This is a genomic window from Microcystis sp. M015S2, from assembly GCF_020245945.1.
Classification (GTDB): domain Bacteria; phylum Cyanobacteriota; class Cyanobacteriia; order Cyanobacteriales; family Microcystaceae; genus Microcystis.
The window spans coordinates 26333-44577 of sequence record NZ_JADBTX010000001.1; the positions used below are offsets into that span (position 1 = coordinate 26333).

The 18245-nt window shown below is 41.4% G+C and carries 20 protein-coding genes and 1 pseudogene; 9 read left to right on the forward strand and 12 right to left on the reverse strand.

What is annotated here, in order from left to right:
* The first annotated feature begins 396 nt into the window (after window positions 1-396).
* Both IM473_RS00145 and IM473_RS00150 read left to right on the forward strand, forming a co-directional pair.
* A complete protein-coding gene (locus IM473_RS00145) occupies window positions 397-1365 on the forward strand; it encodes a phosphate ABC transporter substrate-binding protein (protein WP_287657513.1) in 969 nt (322 codons plus the stop codon).
* Between the two features lie 68 nt (window positions 1366-1433).
* Window positions 1434-2240, forward strand: a complete 807-nt coding sequence (locus tag IM473_RS00150) for an MlaE family lipid ABC transporter permease subunit (RefSeq protein WP_287657514.1) — start codon at window positions 1434-1436, stop codon at window positions 2238-2240.
* Between the two features lie 6 nt (window positions 2241-2246).
* Here IM473_RS00150 and IM473_RS00155 read toward each other — a convergent pair.
* The 7 genes and pseudogenes from IM473_RS00155 to IM473_RS00185 form a co-directional block, all read right to left on the reverse strand.
* Window positions 2247-2477, reverse strand: a pseudogene (locus tag IM473_RS00155) (DUF4351 domain-containing protein); the annotation flags it as partial.
* 33 nt (window positions 2478-2510) lie between these two features.
* Complete coding sequence (locus IM473_RS00160) at window positions 2511-2852, reverse strand: hypothetical protein (protein ID WP_159249668.1); 342 nt, start codon at window positions 2850-2852, stop codon at window positions 2511-2513.
* A 49-nt stretch (window positions 2853-2901) separates the two neighbouring features.
* Window positions 2902-3717: a DUF4351 domain-containing protein gene (locus IM473_RS00165; protein ID WP_002750702.1), complete on the reverse strand. Its 816-nt coding sequence runs from the start codon at window positions 3715-3717 to the stop codon at window positions 2902-2904.
* 16 nt (window positions 3718-3733) lie between these two features.
* Window positions 3734-4306 carry a Uma2 family endonuclease gene (locus IM473_RS00170; protein WP_287657516.1) on the reverse strand — a complete coding sequence of 191 codons (573 nt, stop codon included), beginning with the start codon at window positions 4304-4306 and terminating at the stop codon, window positions 3734-3736.
* 46 nt (window positions 4307-4352) lie between these two features.
* Entirely contained in the window at window positions 4353-5366 is a 1014-nt protein-coding gene (locus tag IM473_RS00175; protein ID WP_287657517.1) for a WD40 repeat domain-containing protein, read from the reverse strand.
* 36 nt (window positions 5367-5402) lie between these two features.
* Window positions 5403-5645 (reverse strand): DUF5678 domain-containing protein, encoded by a 243-nt coding sequence (locus IM473_RS00180; protein WP_287657518.1) that lies wholly within the window; start codon window positions 5643-5645, stop codon window positions 5403-5405.
* 7 nt (window positions 5646-5652) lie between these two features.
* Window positions 5653-6084, reverse strand: coding sequence for a DUF29 family protein (locus IM473_RS00185; RefSeq protein ID WP_287657519.1), 432 nt, complete (start codon window positions 6082-6084; stop codon window positions 5653-5655).
* Window positions 6085-6386: 302 nt separating this feature from the next.
* Here IM473_RS00185 and IM473_RS00190 point away from each other — a divergent pair, with 302 nt between their 5' ends.
* Both IM473_RS00190 and IM473_RS00195 read left to right on the forward strand, forming a co-directional pair.
* Window positions 6387-6638 (forward strand): type II toxin-antitoxin system HicA family toxin, encoded by a 252-nt coding sequence (locus tag IM473_RS00190; protein WP_287657520.1) that lies wholly within the window; start codon window positions 6387-6389, stop codon window positions 6636-6638.
* Window positions 6619-6840, forward strand: coding sequence for a type II toxin-antitoxin system HicB family antitoxin (locus tag IM473_RS00195; protein ID WP_287657521.1), 222 nt, complete (start codon window positions 6619-6621; stop codon window positions 6838-6840). Before IM473_RS00190 ends, IM473_RS00195 begins: the two co-directional genes overlap by 20 nt.
* A 77-nt stretch (window positions 6841-6917) precedes the next feature.
* On the opposite strand, the gene IM473_RS00200 is transcribed toward IM473_RS00195, so the two are convergent.
* From IM473_RS00200 to IM473_RS00210, 3 genes are all read right to left on the reverse strand, one after another.
* Entirely contained in the window at window positions 6918-8294 is a 1377-nt protein-coding gene (locus tag IM473_RS00200; protein ID WP_287657522.1) for an MlaD family protein, read from the reverse strand.
* A gap of 121 nt (window positions 8295-8415) precedes the next feature.
* Window positions 8416-9195, reverse strand: coding sequence for an ABC transporter ATP-binding protein (locus IM473_RS00205; RefSeq protein WP_287657524.1), 780 nt, complete (start codon window positions 9193-9195; stop codon window positions 8416-8418).
* A 27-nt stretch (window positions 9196-9222) separates the two neighbouring features.
* Entirely contained in the window at window positions 9223-9855 is a 633-nt protein-coding gene (locus IM473_RS00210) for a 2OG-Fe(II) oxygenase (RefSeq protein ID WP_287657532.1), read from the reverse strand.
* Window positions 9856-10046: 191 nt separating this feature from the next.
* On the opposite strand from IM473_RS00210, the gene IM473_RS00215 reads away from it, so the two are divergent.
* Together IM473_RS00215 and IM473_RS00220 are read left to right on the forward strand one after the other, a co-directional pair.
* Window positions 10047-10292: a helix-turn-helix domain-containing protein gene (locus IM473_RS00215; protein ID WP_002749478.1), complete on the forward strand. Its 246-nt coding sequence runs from the start codon at window positions 10047-10049 to the stop codon at window positions 10290-10292.
* A complete protein-coding gene (locus tag IM473_RS00220) occupies window positions 10273-11043 on the forward strand; it encodes a hypothetical protein (RefSeq protein ID WP_287657526.1) in 771 nt (256 codons plus the stop codon). The genes IM473_RS00215 and IM473_RS00220 overlap by 20 nt, the downstream gene beginning before the upstream one ends.
* Here IM473_RS00220 and IM473_RS00225 read toward each other — a convergent pair.
* Window positions 11035-12375 (reverse strand): DNA cytosine methyltransferase, encoded by a 1341-nt coding sequence (locus tag IM473_RS00225; protein ID WP_287657528.1) that lies wholly within the window; start codon window positions 12373-12375, stop codon window positions 11035-11037. The two genes, IM473_RS00220 and IM473_RS00225, sit on opposite strands and share 9 nt — an antisense overlap.
* Before the next feature lie 173 nt (window positions 12376-12548).
* Between IM473_RS00225 and pheT the strand changes: the two genes are divergently transcribed.
* Window positions 12549-14984 carry a phenylalanine--tRNA ligase subunit beta gene (pheT, locus tag IM473_RS00230; RefSeq protein WP_287657529.1) on the forward strand — a complete coding sequence of 812 codons (2436 nt, stop codon included), beginning with the start codon at window positions 12549-12551 and terminating at the stop codon, window positions 14982-14984.
* 434 nt (window positions 14985-15418) lie between these two features.
* Here pheT and IM473_RS00235 read toward each other — a convergent pair whose 3' ends face one another.
* On the reverse strand, window positions 15419-16771 hold the full coding sequence (locus IM473_RS00235) for a helix-turn-helix domain-containing protein (protein WP_287657530.1): 1353 nt from the start codon (window positions 16769-16771) through the stop codon (window positions 15419-15421).
* 246 nt (window positions 16772-17017) lie between these two features.
* Between IM473_RS00235 and IM473_RS00240 the strand changes: the two genes are divergently transcribed.
* Both IM473_RS00240 and IM473_RS00245 read left to right on the forward strand, forming a co-directional pair.
* The gene (locus IM473_RS00240; protein ID WP_002737983.1) at window positions 17018-17203 is read left to right on the forward strand and encodes a hypothetical protein; all 186 of its coding nucleotides are present in this window, start codon (window positions 17018-17020) and stop codon (window positions 17201-17203) included.
* Window positions 17204-17332: 129 nt separating this feature from the next.
* Window positions 17333-18112, forward strand: a complete 780-nt coding sequence (locus IM473_RS00245) for a DUF4407 domain-containing protein (RefSeq protein WP_287690297.1) — start codon at window positions 17333-17335, stop codon at window positions 18110-18112.
* Window positions 18113-18245 lie beyond the last annotated feature (133 nt).

Sequence of the window (18245 nt, forward strand, 5' to 3'; positions counted from 1 at the left end):
TATGATCAATTAGTAGCAAAATGCCAATTTAAGAGGACTCTTCGCCTAAAGTTATCAAAGTTATACTAAATCCGGTTATCAAAGACTGATTATCTATTTAGGCGAAAATGCCAAGGCTCTTCTCGACTTTGTGTGATAATTTTTGCTTATGGAATCGTGAAATACTTATCAGACAAGACTTTTAGGACTATCTTGCGGATATTCTATCAGTATAGACCTCGTTTCCACACAGAAACCAGAAGAGCCTCATTCCTTATCAGTGATCAGATTGCAGTTTTAAGTAGAAGGTGTTAGCTGAAAACTTCGGAACTTTCTTTTCCCCGATTACTGTTTACTGTTCACTGTTGACCGAAAAATCCCCAAATCCCCTAACTGATCACCGCTCACTGAATAATTATGTCTCAAAAAAACGAAACAACTGCTTTAATAATCGCTCTTTTAGCCACTGCCGGCATTTTAGGTGGGGGTTACTTCTGGCTACAAAGTCAATGTGCTGCAGGTAAAGAATTTTTTCTCTGTGGCAGCGGTAAAAGTCCGCAAAAATCCCCAACATCGGAAAGTGCCTCCTCTCCCTTACCCCCTCCCCCTTCCCCCCAGGGAGTGGTCAGTTTTGCCCCACCGACTTCTATCCCCAGTGGCACGACAATTCGCATTAACGGCTCCACCAGTATGGTACAGATTAATCAAGCCTTAAAAGCCGCTTTAACTGCCAAATTTCAGGGGGTAGAGGTTTTGACAAATGCTCAAGGATCTGATAAGGGATTAGAGGAAGTGGCCCGGGGGGCGATCGATATTGCGGCGGTGTCACGACCTTTAACCGAGTCAGAACGCTCTCAGGGATTGGCTTCTAGTCCGATCGTTCGAGATGCGATCGCTATTGTGGTGGGAGTAAAAAACCCCTTTGCGGGAGGGTTAACCACTGCCCAAGTTAAAGATATTTTTACCGGAAAAATCACCTCTTGGTCGGAGGTGGGAGGTTCTGCTGCTACTATTCAAGTGATTAATCGTCCTCCTATTAGTGGCACTTATCAAAGTTTTCGTCAGGAAGTCTTGCAAGGGGCAGAATTTGGTAGGGGAACTAATTTTCAAATGATGGAGAGGGATGCAACGACCCCGATTTTGCGAGTTTTAGGACTGAATGGCATTAGTTACGCAACCTATAGCCAAATTGCCGACCAAAAAACCGTCAGGGCGCTCGCTGTGGACGGAATTTCAGCCAGTGAACCTAATTATCCCTGGCAGCGTACCCTTTACTACGTTTACAAAGAACCTGCTAGTGAAGCGGTCAAAGCTTTTATGGGTTTTGTGGCCTCTAGTGATGGTCAAGAAGCGATTTTTCGGGCCAATGAAGACCTACAAAAGTAGTCGAGGGAAACTAACTCAGAAGACAAAACAGGATAGACTTTTCTCTAGTCCGATCGATTTTGGGGACCATGAAGGATTTATTGGCAATTTTTAGCGAGGAATTAAGCTCTTGGTTTCGGCGCTGTTGGTTAGCGGTACTATTAACCGGCAGGGTTTTTTACTTCCTATTCACGCGCAAACCCGATTGGCGCGTCACCCAAGAACAAATGGTGGCAGCTGGGCCCGCCTCGCTGATGATCGCCATGATCACGGCCGCGGTGATCGGGATGATCTTTACTATCCAAGTGGCCCGGGAGTTCCAAGCTTTGGGTGCTGGCAGTATGGTGGGGGGAATTTTGGCCCTTGCTCTCGGTCGGGAACTCTGTCCGATTATGATGGCGATCGTGGTAGCCGGTCGGGTAGGATCGGCTTTTGCGGCGGAAATCGGTACCATGAAGGTGACAGAGCAGATCGACGCACTCTATATGCTCAAAACCGATCCCGTGGAATATCTGGTGCTGCCCCGTTTAATTGCCTGTTGTCTGATGGTTCCCGCTTTGAGTATTATGGCGTTGCTGATCGGTTTAGGTAGCGGTTTGCTAGTCGGCCAAAGTTTATACGGGATTGCCAATTCAGTTTTTCTTGACTCGGTTCGCGGTTTTCTGGGTGTGGGAGACGTGCTGAGTGGACCGGTTAAAGGGGTGGTTTTTGGGGCTTTAATCGCGATTATCGGCTGTAATTGGGGTTTAACGACCGATGGCGGTGCTAAAGGAGTCGGCCAAGCTACTACCGCAGCTGTAGTCACTATGCTCTTAGCGATTTTTGTATCTAATCTGCTGATGACTTGGATCTTGTTCAAAGGGGCCGGCAATAGTTCGGTTTTATTTGGACAGTAATTTCAGTTAAAAACGCTCATTTTCTAGCCATTGTTCTAAATCCTCTACTGATAAGGTTTCTAAATTTTCTAGAGAAAGACTTTGGATATTGGCGGATAATTCGGCAGAAATGCCACCTATACGCCTATTTAATAGACGTAGAAGCAAATTGATGGCTTCTTCTTGTCTTCCTTCCTCTTTGATTTCCTGATAGATGACAGATTCCTTCATAATATCTTTCCTCAACAATTGTTGAATATTGATTATCCCTAGGTTGAGATTAAATTATCTCTAATATCCATCGGGGAAATATTTAGCAAGACAAGCGGAACAAATTGCTTCTTTGCTAAAATCATCTCCATAGTCTTGTACGTTAGCTGATGCTTGACCACAGTAGGAACAAATTTGAAATATCGTTGCTATCGTTCTCTGTTCTTCCACATCATCAAAATCATAAAAACACTCATTACTGAGAATTTCACCGATATTGACATCGCAACGGAATGATTCTTTAATTATGTCCAAAACTATCGACTGTTGTTCTTCAAAACTTAGGGACTGAAACGCCTTATTTTTCAAATACAATCGACCTAACATTGCATTGACGGCATAACTAGCTTGATGATCTGACATAATGATAATAGAGGGAATTAATAGAATAAAAATAACCGCAGTAAATTAGTTAAAAACGCTCATTTTCTAGCCATTGTTCTAAGTCCTCTACTGACTGAAAATCTAATAAAGCTTCTCCTAAGTTTTCTAAATTTTCTAGAGAAAGACTTTGGATATTGGCAGATAATTCGGCAGAAATGCCACCTATACGCCGATTTAATTGACGTAGAAGCAAATTGATGGCTTCTTCTTGTCTTCCTTCCCCTTTGATTTCCTGATAGATGACAGATTCTTTCATAATATCCTTCCTCAACAATTGTTGAATGATGTCTTTGTTTAATACTAATCCAGCGAGAATTGCGGTGGAGGCAGCCAGATTGCTTTGTTCTCGACTGTCGCTGATTTGTTCGATTTTTTGGGCGATTTGCCGCAGTAAATTCTCTTGCTCCTCAGCTTGAGCTAGTATAGCAAAGGGCAATAGTCCTGGTGCTTGTAATAAGGGTTGATAGGGTTGTTCCCATAGTCTAATCACCTCAAATTGATGATAAGTTTTTCCCTGTTGATAGTCATTCTGTCTGACTAGGGGTAAGGTACTCCTCCTTAGATAAATCACTACCTGATAGATAGGTTTGCCCTGATAGCGTCGATAGAGTCTTGTGGCATAATCGAGCATTCTATAGGGAATATCCTCTTTAGGGTCGGTTTGGAACTCAATATGTAAGATTAATTCTTCTGACTCTAAAAAGATTAAACTATCGGCTCTTATCGGCTCCAATGACAACTCTGAGGGTTTAATTTCGGTTAAATCTAAAGGTTTACCTAATAACCAAGTGGCTAAATCTCTCGAATATTCCAGGGCGATAAATTTACAAGTAGAATCATACATTAGTCTTGACTATATTTTACTCAAAAATGGAGATAAATAGACTAAAGCCTGGTAAGACATCCTCTCCGCTTAAATTAGCGGGTAGTTCCATAATTTCTAAGGGTTGCTGAGGACGATAAATTTCCACCTGTTGTTGTTGAGGATTAACTAGCCAACCTAATCGCAAACCACTATGGAGATATTCCTGCATTTTAGCTTGAATTTCTGGGAGGGAATCGCTACGGGAGCGCAGTTCAATGACGAAATCGGGACAAATAGGCGGAAATTTCTCCTGTTCTTCTCGACTTAGAGCTTGCCAACGGGTTAAACTCACCCAAGCGGCATCAGGAGCGCGATATCCGCCTTTCGGTAAACGAAAAATCGTCGCCGAACTAAAGACTTTACCCAATCGGGTTTGACGATTCCAGATACCTAAGTCAATGATAAAATCGGCTTCTCGGTTGCCGCTAATTCCCCCAACAGGTGGCATCACAATTAATTCTCCTTGGGCGTTTCTTTCCAATTGCCAATCTGGGTTAACTTGACAGAGACAGTAAAACTGCTCATCGGTGAGATTGACTGTATCTAAGTTTAAAATCACTGCTGCCATAGCTATATTTCGCCCTAGAAAACACTCTAGTCTTAATTATAGTCAATTAGATTCCCCGCCAGATTGCGATCGCACCGTCTCGATCTCCAGTGACTAACCAACGACCATCTTGACTGGCAACCATTCTTAAGATGACGTTTCCCTTCAGGGTATTCAAGCGCCGACGGGTATTAACATCCCAAAATTTGACGGTTCCATCCCCGGAGGTGCTGGCCAAAACTTTGCCCCCATCGAGCAGAGCCAGATCGGTAACAGCGTCGTTATGGGCGAGAATAGTAGTGGTGCCGATGCCGCTTTTCACTTGCCAACCGCGGATCGAACCGTCTTGACTGGCAGTACCGGCGGTATTACCATCCTTGGAAAAAAGCACCCGATAAACGGGGAATAAATTACCCGCATAGGCGCGAATAAAGCGACCAGTACTCACTTTCCACAGTTTAACGAAGCCATCGTAATCGGCGCTAACAATTCCTTTACCATCGGGACTAAATGCGATCGCCTGAATCGGATGATTATGGCCGCGCAGGGTTTTTAGCAGTGTACCCGTCTGAAAATCCCAGAGTTTAACAGTACGATCCCAGCTACCCGTGGCCAAAGTTTTACCATCGGGAGAAATAGCGGCATCAGTAACGAGAAAAGCATGGCCAGGATAGGTCATTTCTAATTTTCCCGTGCGCGTATTCCAGCGTTGCACTTTTCCCCCCGCATCGGCAGTTACGAAACTCTCACCATCGGGACTAAATTGGATAGCATTGATAGTATCACCTAGTTGCCAAGTCCTGAGAGGTTTTTGGGTTTTTAGGTCCCATTCCCTAACAGTGCCGTCAAAACTACCACTAAGTAGTAAAGAGTTATCGGGACTAATGGCTAAAGCATAGATGGGATCCTGATCGGCTTTTAAAATAGTAACTCGTTCCACCATCTGCCAAGGAACGATTTCTGCTAGGGGAGACGCTTGCGGAGTGATGGTTTTCCCTTTTTCCTGATTGACTGCACAACCACCGGATAGCAACAGCAGCAATAATAACGATAACGTCGGTTGATAAAGGGTTATTTTCATAGAATTTTGCCGTTGTCAAAATCATCTTAAACTACTTTAAACTTGAACTGGTAAGATTTGAATAGAATAACGACAACGAGGAACAAGATAAATGACAAATTCTTGATTGATTGTGTTGGCTTGTTCCAGAACATTCTGTAAATTTTCACCGTGAGCAATGACCCCTTTTTCATTATAGGCAATGTATTGATTTTTATATAAATCAATCACGGTGTCACGATTTTTGTTTAACCAACGTAACATTTCTTGGGCTTGTTCTTGAGAGATTGAGTTTATCATAATCTTTCTAGGGAGAGACGTTTTTAATTAAAAAGAAAGCATCACTAATCAGTTTATTTTTGTCAATTATAGCTTCTAGTTGCTCCGATTGATACCGACCAGCTTCGACTTCTAAAGAAGCGGCATCCAAAGCATTAAGATAAGCATCGTTTAAAGTGTCTGTTAATTCCTCATCACTTAAATAATATCCTGCTGCTTTTCGGCGTTTATTGTGGCGTTGAATTTCTCTAACACTATTGCGAATGGAGACATCCCAAGAACGAGTGGTTCGGTTTTCTGCCTGTTGTTTAATTAAATGAAGTAATAAGATAACAGCATAACTACGAATGGTGCTAATAATCCCATTTTTGCTCATATCTTCAAGGTCTTCTACAATCGCCAGTGAACCTTTAATATCACCTTTTAAGAGTAAAGCCTTTAATTCTAAAAGTTCTTCCATAATCCAATTTCTTCCCTCAATACCCCTTAATTATATCTTGCCACAAGTCTCTCTATCCAAAAGCTCATTTAAGGCCATCTTGAGCAAAAAATTAATCATTTTTTCATTTATTTTAAGCTTTTCTGGGCTATGCTGTGACCGTTCTTGTGAAAATGGAGTTTTTAGTCATAACTCGAAGATTAGCAAAACTAATTGATTTGCGGGTATTGTAGCGGCGAATTGCATTCTATCTCTGATGTATAAATGCGATCTCCTTCTTTTAACTTTAAGCTAAAATAGATTGAGTTCGTTGTGATCGATCGATGGGAAAAAAAGAAAAACTGCTAGAAAAGGCCAAAAACTCACCTCAAGGATTACGTTTTAGCGAATTTGAGAGTTTGCTTAATCTTTGTGGTTGGACTTTTGACCATCAAATAGGAAGTCATCACATTTGGTATTCATCCAAGAGAGTCCGTCTATCTATTCAACCGACAAAAAACGGTGAGGCGAAAGCTGATCAAGTTAAACAATTTTTAAAAATACAGGAGGAAGAAAATGAATTCAAAAACCGATGATTTTAACGGTTTTAGCATTAATATCTTCCGAGATGAGGTGGGAGATTGGATAGCATACTTAGTAGAAATGCCTAGCGTTTCCGCTTTTGCTGATAGCCCTCAAACAGCACTCAATCAATTAATTTTAGCTTGGGAAGGCGTTAAAGAAAGTTATCGTCAACATGGTGAAGAAATTCCTCATTTAGCTATGACAAAAAATTAGGCACACTAGCAGGGTCTTGAAACAATTTAGTACAAATGCTCGGACTTTTTTTTCCCAACCCCTAACCCCAAATTCTGCTACTCAGATTCAGGTTTCTTAGGGTCTTTTTCTGGGGTATTAGCGGCGGGATTTGGGGCTATTGTCGCAATTTGGGCGGCCATTCTTGTCATTGCTTGACCTTGGGCGAATTCCTGCTGTAGTTGTTCGCTAGAAGAAACCAAACGACTTAAACCCTGAATTAAACGGATAATTTCCTGTCGCAGTTGCGGATTACCAGTAATTTCATCCACATCCGAGGTGATTTTCTGAAGATTGGCAAAAGCGGCACGAGAGGAGTCGAGGAGTTGCTGTAGGGTGACAACAGTGGCAGGATCGGAGAGATAAGCGGTAAAATTTCCCAAATTTTCGCTTAATTTAACAGCATTTGCCGAAATAGTATTTAAATTATCAATAATTTGGCTTTTCTGCACTTGCGTCAGGATGGGATCCAAAGCAGCGAGAGTAGTTTGTAGGCGATCGCTGGTAGTTTTGATACTATCGAGAGTGGCAATTAAACGATTTTGATTAGCTGCCAAAAAAACCCGCAGTTCTTCGGTGGTTTCTCCCACCAAAAGCAGCGTTTTTCGGGCTTCCACTAGGGTAGCGTCTAAATTTCTCAGGCCGCCACTTCCCTGTAAACTTCTCAGTAAAGTAGTCGCTTCCTGACTCAATCCCCCGACACCGGAAAGATCACTAGAAAGGCGATCGAGGGAACCGGATACTTGCGGTAAAGATTCTAGGGATCTCATCCCCGAATTAACTTTACCTAGAGTACCGCTGCGACGAACCTCGCTTAAAGCGGTGGTTGCCTCACCACTAAAGCGATCGAGTCCCCCCAAGGCATTGGCAGCGCGCTGGGTAAAAGAACGAAATCCGGCTACCATATCGGGATCACTAACTAGATTAGAAATTCTCAGTAAAGATCTGATCAAGGTATTGACATTTAGCGCCGATTGCCCTTGTAAACGGGAACCGTTACAGATAATCACTTCCCCATTGCAGTTAGGACTCAAAGGGGGTTCTTTAACACCACCGACGGGTAAAGCTTGCAGGGGAGTAATATCGATCGTGGTTTCACCCACTAAACCAGATTGAATGGCTTCGATGAGGGAATTACTGGGAATTAGGCGATCTGCTGGCGAAATCTCCACTTCTACGGCGACTCCCTCCGGTTCTGGGGTAATTGCCGTCACTTGCCCGATTCTCACTCCCCGATAACCGACGCGGGTTCCCACCATCATGCCACCCACATTAGGAAAAAGGAAGCTGGCTCGATAACTGCGTCCCCCGAAGCTAAAATTACTTAACCAGGCGATAAACCAGATTAATATTCCCCCCGATGTCAGTAACATTAAACCGATACCACTTTGCCGCAGAGTTGGGGAAATCCCTCGTTGTGAACCGCCAGCTTCCATAAATAATTACTCCTCATCTCTACACAGTATCTTACAGGAGAAATCGGGGGATTTCAGCGATCAGTGATCAGTGATCAGATGCGAGTTATCAGTTCACTGATTACTGTTTACTGTTTACTGATCACTGAATTGGTCCGTGGATACTGCCGGTAAAAAATTGCTTGAGTACGGGGATTTCGGAGTGATAAGCCTCTTGAGTCGGTCCAACCCATTGAAATTGACCTTTATAGAGAAAAACGATGCGATCGGTGGTATTTTCGATGGTGCTGTGGACGTGGGTGACAATGAGATGGGCCCCACAGGCTTTTTTGACTTTGAGAAGTTCCATAATTACCGTCTGGATGCGGGTAGAAGCGACGGGATCCAGTCCGGCAGTGGGTTCATCGTAAAGGAGAATGTTCGCTCGATCGGCGGCGATCGAGGGATCGCTGATAATTGCTCTGGCTAAACTGACGCGTTTTCGCATCCCTCCGGATATTTCAGCTGGATAGAGGTCGTAGGAACCGGACATTCCCACTAAATCCAGTTTTTCTTCCACTAAATCCCGGATTTCGGCTCGTTTTAGCTTTGAGTTGCGATAGAGAGCAAAACCGACATTTTCCCCGACGGTGAGGGAGTCAAAAAGGGCCGATTGCTGGAAAACTAGACCAACACCGAGGGGATCTTCCCCCTGTTCTACGGTTCTCTGCCGTTTTGTGCCGTAGATGTACACTTCTCCCCGATCGGGGGCCAGTAATCCGGCGACTAAGCGCAAAATCGTCGATTTTCCCGTCCCCGATGGACCGATCACGCCGATCGCTTCCCCTTCGTACACTTTCAGATCGACGTTATTTAAGATTACTTTCTTGCCGAAAGCTTTGGTTACTCCCCTTAATTCGACGATCGGTTCGCGCATCACCATCTAGAATATCTTTACAAAAATGCCCTTTTATTGTAGGGCAACGACCCGATCTTTCTTTTTTTTCTTTTCTGGTTTTATGGTTCGCGATTCTATCTGCATTTCGGGAATCTCTCGCAATTCTTCGGCATCTAAACGATATTGTTCGCAGACAAGACTCAGACGAATACCAGAACAGCTAACGGGATTAACTGAATGGGTGAGATCTCCTTGAAAGAGGATCAGGGTGTTAGCACAAGGATGAATCCGGGCCACGGAACGATTGCCTGTTGCTAGTACCAGTTCCCCCCCTTGAATATCTTTAGGAACCTGCACATAAAGGACGCTAACTAGGAGCGGGGGATCGATTGTTTTACAATAGGAGCGCAGGGAGCGATCGATATGGGGATCGACGCGTGAACCGGTTTGTAGGAGTAAGGGGTTAAGATAAAAAGCGTTGCAGTCAGCTTGTAAACTGCGATCGAGATAGGGTTTAAAATAGGGAAACATTCGTGCGACTTCGCTGATTTGTGTGCGTCGAAAAGCGATGGAAAAGCCTTTGGTTTTAACGAAATCTCGATTTAAATTGTTAACTGTGAAGTGGGGACAAGCGAGAATCTGTCCTTGTAGTTCGCTCAGATAACTGGGAGTAAAAGCGTCGGGATATTGGGAATAGTAAGGCACGGATAGAATCGGAACAAGATGGCAATCTTTATGATACATTTTTAGTCAAACACAAAATCAGAGTTTTTGCTGCTCCCGAATACAGGTTTATTCAGAATCAGCATTTGTGACTTATAGTCCGTAGATTAATAGTCATCATAGAAGGAAAATGGACTGTAGAGAATTTCAATATCTTCTTTGGTAGTTTACATATGGCAGGAAAGCTAGTCACTGCTGTTGCTGTGACTGTAAGAAAATTGCGGAAGAAACGTAATCTGAGTCAAGAAGCTTTAGGGTATAGGGCTAATCTTGACAGAACCTACATATCTGGAGTTGAAAGGGGAGTGAGAAACATTACTTTGGACTCCTTAGAACAAATTATTTCAGCTCTGGACATGGATATTGTTACTTTTGTCAATACTGTTGCGGAAGAAATTAATGAGTTATATCATAAATAAACATTCTGATACCAGCTTTTTCTCAAAACAGGGTCAGAAAATAACTATCGATAAAGTCATATTTGAGCATTCATTAGTTGAATGTCATTCTGTTGTTAAAAAAATAGTCCAAGATATACCTGTAGATATATTTAGAATTCTAGGTATGAGAAATCTTTCTGCATTTATTGGTGAGCTATTTGCCATAGAATTTGCCAATAAATCCCAGGGATTATTTATCAACAATCCGCATCAAGACGGCTATCCAGATTTGCTGTTAATGGATAAAAATGGCAAAGTTTTTTTTGAACAACTTTCCCAAGAAAGACGAATGCGAGATAAGTCTCCATTTAGTCCATTTGCTAATGGGGGAGTAGAGGTTAAAGCCACTTGTGGCAGTGTTCCTACACCAAGAGAATTAAAGAAGACTGGAAAAGAAAAACCCGATATGGGAGACACAAGAATCGAGGTAATGAAAAGCTATGATTGGAAGGCTCACCATAGAGAAACTAACAATCTTATTGGCATTCTCTGGGATTTTGAGAATACCATACCTCAAATAGTTGCTTTATTTTTTGGCAACAACTTAACTGACAATGATTGGGGGAAAATTGTTCAGCCAAAAGAAGGCGGTGGAAGAACAACTAGCGTCTCAATTATGTCACGACAAGGCGTTAAGAAAATGTATAAAAACTGGATTATGATCAAGAATGACGATAGATATATTAATTTTGTCAACAAATATAACAAAGACAATTTAATTTCAAAATAGACAGAGCTGCTGATATTTTTCCTTGATTTGCTCCTCAAGAGAACAATCATCATTGAGGATGGATACTAAATGATCAAATATTTTTTGTAATCCAGCAGGTGGGATACTTTCGCCAATTAACTCTCTAATTAGTTTATCACTAACTCTTTTGTCATCTGCCCGTTTCCATGAAAATGGGTATTCGGTAATTGTATGAAGAATCATTGCTTCATACAGAGATAATACTCTATTTTGAATAGGATGTAGTTTATTGTCACTACAAGCATAGGAGAGATTTCGTGTAATTGTACTGGCTGGTGCGTCCCAACTCATTCTTTTATAGGCACTGGTATAACCTTTCATCAACCTGTATTTTCCATCTTCTTTAACCCATGGACGAGGAAGAATGTGTCCACATTTAAGGCAGTAAAGGGGGGTTTCTGTACTAGCTCTATTAATTCCTTCATTATTTTTGCGTGCGCTGTGTGTTGGATTACCATTATATCTACAAACAGGGTTAATACATTGATTATCAAATGAACTTTTTTCTTCTGGTGTATTACTGATCCAAAAATATTTTTCTTCATCTAATAGGGGTACATAGTGATATGGTATATCATCGGATTTAGCAGTTTCTGTTCGTTGAGAGTCAAGTGGTGGTAAATGATCTATTGCGTCTCGAACAGTTTTCCATCTAGGAAGTTCTAATCCTTCTTTACTATGAGTTGGTTTAGGAAAAAGAGAATTGTTCTTTTTTAAATAATTCTTCAGTTTCTCATTTTTAGTAAATATTGAAATAAGTCGTTGACGATTCTGCGGGACTCCATAATCAGCAAAGTCTATAATGCTAATCGAACTTAAAAACTTATCACCGATACGCTGTTTTATATAATATAAAATATTTACTAAATAATCGTCTTTCTCGGGAAAGGGTATATAAGTATTTTGCATTTCTGGCACATTTTCCATGACCAGTGTTTCTGCTCCACTAGCCAGAAAAACTTCTAGGGTGGGAATGATTAATAAATTTCTCTGGTCGATTTCATTTTTTGAGCCTTTACGAATAGAATTAAGCAGCTTACCTCTGCCATTTCTAGACATACCTTGGCAGGGAGGAGTCGCAAAAACAATGTCTAAATTTTGTCCAGAGAGTCGCTGCTTTGTTTCTGCGACTATCTCATTTTTTTTATCCCATATATCCCCAATAATCATTAATGATTCTGGGTGGTTAAATTTAAATACTTCTGCACGATCTTTCAATAATTCATTCGCCACTACAACTTCAAATCCCCCAGAGCGAAGAGCCATATCTCCAATTCCACCACAGGCAAATAGACTGATTGCTTTCCTCATCGATTTTCTTACTCCATGTAACTTATAGTCTATAATAATAATTGGCTGAAGGCAACTTTTAAAAATGAGTATCCCCAGCAACCCTGAAAGCGATCTTTCCTGCTGTCAACCCTAAATCATTGACTACCCACGGTTTACAATAGTTAAGAACCAACGGCAAGCAAGAATTAACGATGCGGATTTCGATCAACTGGTTACGAGAATTAGTCAAAGTCGCCCAATCTCCCCAAGAATTAGCCGAATTATTGACAATTGCGGGAATAGAAGTGGAAGAGATCGAGGATCGCCGAGAATGGGCAAATGGCGTGGTTATTGGTAAAATTATCGATCGCCAACCCCATCCCAATGCAGATAAATTAAGTGTCTGTCAGGTGGATATCGGTCAGGAAAATCCTAGTACAATTGTCTGTGGTGCGCCCAATGCTAGGGCTGATATTCTAGTTCCCGTGGCTACTTTGGGAACCTATTTACCCAAAATCAATTTAACGATTAAACCGGCTAAATTGCGCGGGGTAAAATCGGAAGGGATGATCTGTTCCCTCGCAGAATTAGGATTAAGCAAGGATTCTGAAGGAATCCACATTTTTAGTCAGGAAAATCTCCCTTTAGGTACAGATGTTCGTCCCCTTTTAGGACTCGATGAGGTGATTTTAGATATTTCTCCCACCGCTAACCGTGCCGATGCTTTGAGTATGATCGGAGTCGCGCGGGAAGTGGCGGCTTTGACAGGAGGAGAATTAAGCCTACCAAAAGTGAAATTAGGGGAATTTTCCCCTAAAAAAGATTTAACGCTGGAAATATCAGAAAATAAAGCCTGTCCTGCTTATATTGGTACGGTGATCGAGGGGGTAAAAATTAGCCCATCTCCGCTATGGTTGCAACAGCGTTTACAGGCTGCCGGATTGCGATCGATCAATAATGTGGTCGATATTACTAATTATGTCCTCTTGGAGTGGGGACAACCCTTACACGCTTTCGATCGCGATCGTTTACAGAGTTTTGCCGGAGGTAAATCCGTTACTATTGGGGTCCGTTTTGCCGAGGAAGGGGAAAAATTTATTACCCTTGATAGTCAGGAAAGAAGCTTAAAAGAGCTTAATTTATTAATTACTGCCAATAATAAGCCGGTAGCTTTAGCGGGAGTGATGGGAGGTCAAGATACGGAAGTTAACGAGGAAACCGTTAATCTTGTGCTAGAGTCGGCTTTATTCGATCCGATCGCCATCCGTCGTTCCTCAAAAGCGCAGGGTTTACGCAGCGAGTCTTCCGGACGCTATGAACGCGGTGTTAATCCCGCCGCTTTAGAATATGCTTGTCAAAGGGCGATCGATTTGATTCTAGAGTTAGCTGGGGGAACTGTCAGCAGTCAGGTTAAAGCTGATGATCGCGCTGATCAGTCCAGTCGTTCGATCGAATTACGTTTAGAACGTTTGCAGCAAATACTGGGTCAAGTTACCCTAGATAATGGTGCGATCGGTGAAATTCTCGCCGAAGATGTGGAGCGGATTTTAGGCAATTTGGGCTGTGAATTGCAGTTAACCTCGAAAAACCCTGTTCTGTGGACTGTGACAGTGCCAGACTACCGTTATCGGGATTTAGAACGAGAAATTGACTTAATTGAAGAAGTAGCGCGACTGTACGGATATGATCGCTTTGTCGATACTTTGCCGGCAAAAACCGCAGCCGGAGGATTATCCTTTGAGGAAACTATACAGCGTCGGCTGCGGGAAGCTTTTCGTGCAGTGAGTTTGACGGAATTAGTCCAATATTCCCTAGTTAAACCGGAATTAGCGGAAGTTGTCCTCGCTAATCCCCTTTTTGTCGAGTATTCTGCTTTGCGGACTAATCTCCTCGACGGTTTAATCGAAGCGTTTGAGTATAATCAGTCTCAGGGTAACGGTTCCTTAAATGGCTTCGAGATCGGGCGAGTTTTCCGCTTAGAATCGGATAATATCAACGAATACGATGCAATTGCCGGTATTTTCGGCGGGGATTTCTTCCCGGCCGGACGTTGGCTGCGATCGGGTAAAGAGGTAGCCATGACCTGGTATGAAGCAAAAGGGATTTTAGAAGCAGTATTCGATCGCCTTTCGCTGACAGTAAGCTACGAAAAATATGCCGAAGATGCGCGTTTTCATCCCGGACGAACAGCATCTTTATGGATTGGTAAACAACGCCTAGGTATATTCGGTCAACTACACCCGCAATTGCGTCAGCAAAAGGGGTTAATTGAGGCAGTTTATGCCTTTGAAATCCAGTTCCCGATCCTGTTAGCAACTCTTAGCGATAGTGCCAAAATTACCCCGCGTTTACAGGTCTATTCTACCTATCCGGGAGCGGCACGAGATATCGCCTTCTTTGTTTCCACAGATATACCCGTAGATAGATTGACAAAAACTATCAAAAATGCTGGAGGTAATCTCTTAGAAAAAGTCGAATTATTCGATCGCTATCAGGGGCAGAATGTGCCAGAAAATCATTGTAGTTTGGCCTTTAGTTTAGTCTATCGTGCCAGCGATCGAACTTTAACCGATGAAGAGGTGGAACCCTTAATGACAAAAGTGCGAGAAGCTTTAGTTAAACAGTTCCAAGTTTCTTTAAGAAGTTAAATTCAGCGATCAATTATCAGTTATCAGACATCGACTTTATAAGTAGGTAGGCGTTAAAAATTATCAGATGCCCCCCTTATTAAGGGAGATCCCCCCGCCTACCGGCACCCCCCTTATCAAGGGGGGCAGGGGGGATCAAACCCCCCTTATCAAGGGGGGCAGGGGGGATCGAACCCCCCTTATCAAGGGGGGCAGGGGGGATCGAACCCCCCTTATCAAGGGAGATCCCCCCGCCTACCGGCACCCCCCTTATCAAGGGGGGCAGGGGGGATCGAACCTAAAATTCATTTTTAATTTAATTATAACCAGCCATTTATTATCTCAAGACTAATCTCACACATCCCTATCAATATCGCTGATTGCCTCTAATTGTTACCAATCAGTTTAAGAGGTTGGAAGGGTTCTTTTTCAGACTCGATCTCCTCTAAGAAATATTACAATCGATCGCTTTTGATATACGCTTTAAAAATAGATGATAATTGAAATCGGTTTTGCTCCCTTTGAATTAAATAACGTTGTTGCAAGGATTGTAAACCATTGATTAAATCACTGACAGATAAATCTAGGTTATTTTTTAACTCCTCTCTAGATAAAGGTTGATCAACTTTACTTAATTCTAAGGCGATTTGTTGGGCAAGGGGAGAACAGCGACCAAAAATTTGTTTTAAATGAGACTGCATTTTTTTTGTAATAACTAAGCTATTTTCTGCCAAGAAATCGTTAACCTTGCCATCAAAAACATCTTTAATCAAAACGGCAATATCAGTTAAATAAAGAGGATTACCTTCGTATAATTGAATTAATTCAAACCATCTTTCTCCATCTTGTAAACCTTTATTTTTCAGAAAATCAATCGCTTCAAATCCTGATAATTCTAAGCATTGAGTAGGAGAATTTTCCTGATTAATATAGTTCATTTCTGCGGATTTTTCTTGACTAATGAGAATAAAATGGCTCTGGTGTTGGATTTCTGCAATCAGTTTTAAAAAATGTTGATAACTGCTATATTCAGATTGATAATTACCCGCCATTTGACCAACAGCAAAAAGATTTTGAAAATCATCTAAGACGATTAAACATTTATGATTGCTTAGAACTTCTAACAATTGCTGAATTTTGTTATCGGTGCTTTCTTTCGGTTCTTTTTGGCAAGTATTCAATAAATCATTTAGCCATAAATCTAAAGACTTGGGAAATTTTAAACTTTTCCAAATCACCACTTCAAATTGTTCTAAATTGAGATCAATAAATCGTTTAACTAGGGTGGTTTTTCCTATTCCCCCTAATCCCAAAACGGCAATTAAGCGAGTATTTTGCTTAAACACCCAGTTCGAGATTGTTGCTAGTTCGTTTTCTCGATCGTAAAAGTCAATAATTTGAGGAGCAAGGGTTAGATCATGATAGATTGATTCAAATTGAGAGTTATTATTACTATTTAAGTCATTGCCATTGGGTAAAGTGAAGGTTTGTGTATGGCAAAAATGGTTATTGTTACTATTTACAACATTCAAAGAATTTGGAGATGATTTAATCTTCATTCTTTCTATGGTAGAACGAAAATTAGATTTTTTTATTTCTTCCCCAAAAGCATCCGATAAAAGCTTCCATAATTTAGCGCCTTCCTCTCTAATATGAGTCTCACTGCGGTGATATTCGTTACCTATTTCTTGATAACTCTGTCCTTGCCAACTCCCTTCAAAAATAGCCTTCTGGATAGTATTTAGTGGCTTTTTATCTCGCTCGATAAGGCGTTCGTCAATCAGTTGTAAAACTTCCGTGATATTCATACAATCGACACAGCAAAAGACTTTTGCGTATTATAGCCCAACTAAATCCCACTTTTTCCAATTTTCAGAAAAATTTACCCGACAAAACTCCCGATAAAATCCGATGTTTAGGGGTTGTCACTTTTTGGAAGCGTTTGGCATGATGGAATGTAGTTAAGCAAAACAGACCTAAAACTAACCATATCTAACTCAGCGACGCTAGTTCTAAGTATTATTGCTTATGTCTCAGTTTAACGTAGGTATTTTATGACGAAGTTCGTTTTAGACAAATATGCGCTCGATTCTAAAAAATCAGAAGCTAAGGCAAAAATCGTCGGTTCATTGGGTTCAAATGCCTCAATTTCAGGGGATCAGATAGAAGTCCCCAGTTATGATGCAACCAAAGTGGTTCAGATTTTAAGTCAAGTTGGTATCAAGTATTCGGGGGGTTGAGAAAAACAAGCCTATTTGACTATGAAGTATAAGCTTTTTTGAAACACAATGAGTAACGAGAGAGATAAGCAACAGGAAAGTCAATAGGCTGTACTGCATTTAAACTGCGTATTGGCTATTTTAGTACAAATGCTCAAGCTTCCTGCTTCCTTCTCCCATGCAGTCTTAAAGAGTGATTTAGATACTGAACAGTTTATGGAATTCTTGTCTTCAATATTTAGGTCTATTTCTGTAATCCCTCAATCATTCTTGATTTGGTGGACAGGAGCAGATAACAAGATATTACCAAGTCACGCCAGAAAAGCTTATGCTGGTCTAGGGGCAATGGCTATGGTATCTACAGTGCTTGCTACGTTTGGTGGTTATACTTTTATTTTAATTTCCCTTGGTTCACCTACTGGAGGCATTTTTGGAGCCATCCTAGCAGGAGGGTTTATGTGGGGAATGGATCGTAGTATTCTAGGTTTTTCTAGTCAAGAGGGAAAGAAAGGCAATAATAGTTCTTTTAGAGATAAATTCAGCGCAACCTTTTGGGTGAAATTAGCTATTAACATTGCTTTTTCTAGTATTTTAACTGTACCACTTAGTACTTTTATGCTAATTGGAGCAATTCAAGTTAAGAATATTGAGAAGGTTAATCAAAAAATTCAACAAATAGATCAAAAAATTGACGCTCAAGAAGAAACTATTGATAAAGCTAAAAAAGACCTACGTTACTACTCTGAAAATCCAAAGTTAAGAACCACGGTTGTTTCTGGACAACCTAAACCTAATTGGGAATTTATTAACGGAGAAAAATTAGCTCAACAGGCTCTTAAAGAAGCTTTAGAAGGTAAGACTCCTCTTGAAGACGATAGAGAGAGATTAATTCAAGAAAAACAAGATTTTGAACAGGGGGATTTTACCTGAGAGGGGGACAAGCGAGCTAGAAGGTAGATAGGGCAAGCGATATCGCTCTTTGTCCTTTGATGTAATCCTTCAACCGATAGCGGCTAATTTGCATTAGCTCTTCTATATTTTTTTGGAACATTTGATGTAGCCC